At 60.3% G+C, this 3,507-nt stretch carries 3 protein-coding genes; all 3 read left to right on the top strand.

Annotated elements, in window-relative coordinates; all coding sequences use genetic code 11:
• The first annotated feature begins 86 nt into the window (after positions 1-86).
• The 3 genes from B3F77_RS03135 to B3F77_RS03125 all read left to right on the top strand — a co-directional run bounded on the left by B3F77_RS03135 (position 87) and on the right by B3F77_RS03125 (position 3,417).
• On the top strand, positions 87-374 hold the full coding sequence (locus B3F77_RS03135; protein ID WP_293603543.1) for a PepSY domain-containing protein: 288 nt from the start codon (positions 87-89) through the stop codon (positions 372-374).
• 26 nt (positions 375-400) lie between these two features.
• On the top strand, positions 401-943 hold the full coding sequence (locus B3F77_RS03130) for a cytochrome b/b6 domain-containing protein (protein ID WP_293603542.1): 543 nt from the start codon (positions 401-403) through the stop codon (positions 941-943).
• Positions 944-1,665: 722 nt separating this feature from the next.
• Positions 1,666-3,417, top strand: coding sequence for an ABC transporter ATP-binding protein (locus B3F77_RS03125; protein WP_293603541.1), 1,752 nt, complete (start codon positions 1,666-1,668; stop codon positions 3,415-3,417).
• The last annotated feature ends 90 nt before the right edge of the window (positions 3,418-3,507 follow it).

Here is a 3,507-nt window from a genome sequence, read left to right as displayed (position 1 = left end):
GGAGCCAAAGTAAGTGCCATTCTCCTTAAGATTGACTTAAGGTCAACTAGGTAAAGTTCACACATCAACTCAACTGGAGACCATTCATGAAGCTTTCTATTTTGACCATTACATTGGGTTTGGCTGTTTCCTGCGTTAGCGCTGGTTCGGCTTTCGCTGCTACGGGATGCAGCTCAGCTCCCGCGTCACAGTGGCAACCAAAAACCAAACTTGAATCCAAACTCTCCGCTGAGGGTATGAAAGTTCGGCAGATCAAGACTGAAGGCGGCTGCTATGAAGTGTATGCCACAGACAAGAGCGGAAAGCGCCAGAACCAAGCTTTCAACGCCAAGACACTCAAACAGGTTGCCAACGCCGAAGCTGGTGAAAAGTAAGATCTGAAATCAATGACACTCGTAACATGGAAGTGAAAACGATCCGTGTATGGGATGTTTTTGTGCGTGTGTTCCATTGGAGCATAGCGCTCTGTATCGGTATTGCTTGGCTTAGTTCGGACAATGCCGATACATTGCATACGACAGTTGGATATATTTCTGGCGGTCTCGTGATTTGCCGCTTGATCTGGGGTGTCATCGGGTCGAAATACGCCCGTTTCTCCCAATTCGTATGCTCACCGGGAATCGTCATCGGTTATCTGAGGGCCATATTCTCACACCGCGAGGCTCGCTACCTCGGACATAATCCTGCAGGCGGTGCCATGATCGTTGCCCTGCTCTTAGCAGTGGCTGCCACATCCATCTCAGGCTGGATGCTGACTACTGACGCATACTGGGGCGTACTGTGGGTACAAAAGGTACACAGATTTCTAGCTGACAGTGTTTCAGCATTGGTCTTTTTTCACGTTGGCGGGGTAGTGATGGCGAGTCTTCATCATCGAGAAAATTTGATATTGGCGATGCTGAGTGGTCGCAAACGCCAAGCTGGGCCCCGAGACGTCGTCTAATAGATTGCCGACCTAGACACCGTGTGTTCAGTGACCGGTGTGGAGAAGGCTGACCGGAAAGTTGTATGACTGGGTTGTGTCTGGTGCCGACGGTCAACTTTCTCCGAAGCCGACATTCAGATTGAAGGTCTGCAATGGAGCGGTATGTTCTTCGGCAATGCAGCGCTATGTATAGATTTACATTGCGCTGCCTATGCAGAGTTTGAAACTATGCACAGTGAGTTGTTGAAAATCACAAGGCTGGCGTATTCAGGGCCTTACAGAACTGCTCGACGGAAAAAACTCTACATAGTCCAACCAGTAAATTCGGAGTCGTCGGTGCCGACTAGCTTCAACTGTATGGAACCCAAATCGGAACCCCCCCAATGAGCAGCTTTCCGCTGCTACCCAAAGGGTGGCACTGCGTCGGCCGTCCGAGATTGAAACTATGCACAGCTCGCTGCGCACTCCTGATCCTTCCGGCCTAATGGTCGCGCATGCGCGGGGTCCGGTTCACTGTGCATAGTTTGGATCTGTGCATAGGCAGCGGGAACCGACTGTGACGAACGCCAGCTTCCTGGGAGTCCAATTTCATAATTTTGGAGCCCGGTCAACCGACGGTCGTGGACTTTTGCGGCGAGCTCGAACCTGCCCCAGATCTGATCGGTGCATTCATGCTCCGGATTTGTCCAGCGCGTCTCTCGGTCTGCCTCGGCGTGCTCGGTCATATGTAATGATGAGGGATGCAAGGAATTCTCCGCTGGTTGAGCATGCTGCGACCGTACCGCTGGCGCCTTGCGTTGGTACTGGCCTGCCAGTGTGGGCAGACGCTGGCTTCCCTGCTGTTGCCACGCCTCAGTGCCGAACTCATTGACCAAGGTGTCGCCCTGCACGACACGCGCTTGATGGGGCAATTGGGGGGCTGGATGCTGCTGGCAGCACTGATGCAACTGGGCTTGTCGCTAGTCGCACTGGCGCTGGGCGCACGCATCGCGATGGATGCCGGGCGCGACCTTCGCGGCGCGCTGTTCGCCCACGTGCACTCGTTCTCGCTGGCCGAGGTTCAGCGCTTGGGCGTTCCTTCGTTGATCACTCGTTGTACCAATGACGTGCTGCAACTGCAGACCTTGCTGGCCATGGTCCTGACGGTGATCATACTGGCGCCGCTGATGGGCCTAGGCGGTGTGGCCATGGCCATGCGGCAGGATGTTCGCTTGTCTGGCCTGTTACTGGTGGCCGTGCCCGTGCTGGCGCTGGTGGTAGCTTCGCTCATGGCACGCGCAATGCCTCTGTTCGGCCGCATGCAGGCCCAACTTGACCGCGTCAACGGCATCCTGCGCGAGCAGATCAGCGGCCTGCGTGTGATCCGCGCCTTCGTGCGTGACGACGCCGAGCGCTCGCGCTTTGCGGGCGCCAACGACGAGCTCACTGGCACGGCGCTGCGCGCCGGCCGCTTGATGGCGTTGAACATGCCGGCCGTGATGGCTGTGCTGCACCTGACCGGCGTGGCGGTGGTGTGGGCCGCCGCGGAGCGCATCCACGCTGGCACGCTGTCTGTCGGCACGGTGGTCGCCTTCCTGGCCTACAACGCGCAGATTCTGATCGCGGTGATGATGGCCGCGATGCTGTTCCTGATGGCGCCACGCGCGGCCGTCAGCGCGCGCCGCATTGCCGAGGTGCTGGACACACCCACCAGCGTTCTTCCCGCCATCCGGCCGCTGGCACTGCCAACCTCGCCGCAACTGCTGGCCCGGTTGCGCTTCGACGACGTGAGTTTCGGCTTTCCGGGCGCGCAGGCTCCGGTGCTGCGCGACATCGACCTGGAGGTCGGGCCTGGCGAACTGCTGGGCGTGATCGGTGCCACCGGCTCCGGCAAGTCCACGCTGCTGGGCCTGGCCATTCGCCTGCACGACCCCAGCGGCGGGCGTATCACGCTGGGCGGGGTGGACCTGCGCCATCTCGATCAGGAAGCGCTGTGGGCCGCGGTGGCCATCGTGCCGCAAGCGTCCTTCCTGTTCATGGGCACGATCGGCACCAATCTGCGCTACGGACGCGAAGACGTCAGCGAGACCGATCTCTGGCACGCGCTGGAAGTCGCCCAGGCGCGCGACTTCGTGGCCGCGCTGCCTGGCCGCTTGGATACCTTGGTGGCCCAGGGCGGCGGCAATTTCTCGGGCGGCCAACGCCAGCGCCTGGCCATTGCGCGCGCCCTGGTGCGCCAACCAGCGGTGCTGCTGTTGGATGACAGCTTCTCGGCACTGGACGCCGCCACCGACGCCCGACTGCGTGCGGCCCTGAAGGCCGAGCGGCGCGAGGGTGCCACCGTTGTCGTCAGCCAACGCGTGGCCAGCCTGCGGCAGGCCGATCGCATCGTCGTGCTGGACCAGGGCCACGTCGTCGGCAACGGCCGTCACGAAGACCTGCTGCACACCTGCCCAGCCTACGCCGAAATCGTCGCCTCGCAGTCCTCGCAGGACGGGGGCAGTGCACCATGAGCCGGCCAGCCTTTCATCTGCCACGCGGTGGCGCATTGCTACCGGGCAGCGTCGCCGGCCCGCGTGACATGCGGGGCGCGTTGCGCCGCA

This window comes from Polaromonas sp. UBA4122, from assembly GCA_002381615.1.
Lineage (GTDB): Bacteria > Pseudomonadota > Gammaproteobacteria > Burkholderiales > Burkholderiaceae_C > Polaromonas.
The sequence above is the reverse complement of the archived record's forward strand: the minus strand, read 5'-3'. Positions and strand labels throughout refer to the sequence as shown.

Excerpts from the sequence above, each read along its gene's own strand:
- B3F77_RS03135 (WP_293603543.1), top strand. The coding sequence starts at position 87 with ATGAAGCTTTCTATTTTGACCATTACATTGGGTTTGGCTGTTTCCTGC.
- B3F77_RS03130 (WP_293603542.1), top strand. The coding sequence starts at position 401 with ATGGAAGTGAAAACGATCCGTGTATGGGATGTTTTTGTGCGTGTGTTC.
- B3F77_RS03125 (WP_293603541.1), top strand. The coding sequence starts at position 1,666 with ATGCAAGGAATTCTCCGCTGGTTGAGCATGCTGCGACCGTACCGCTGG.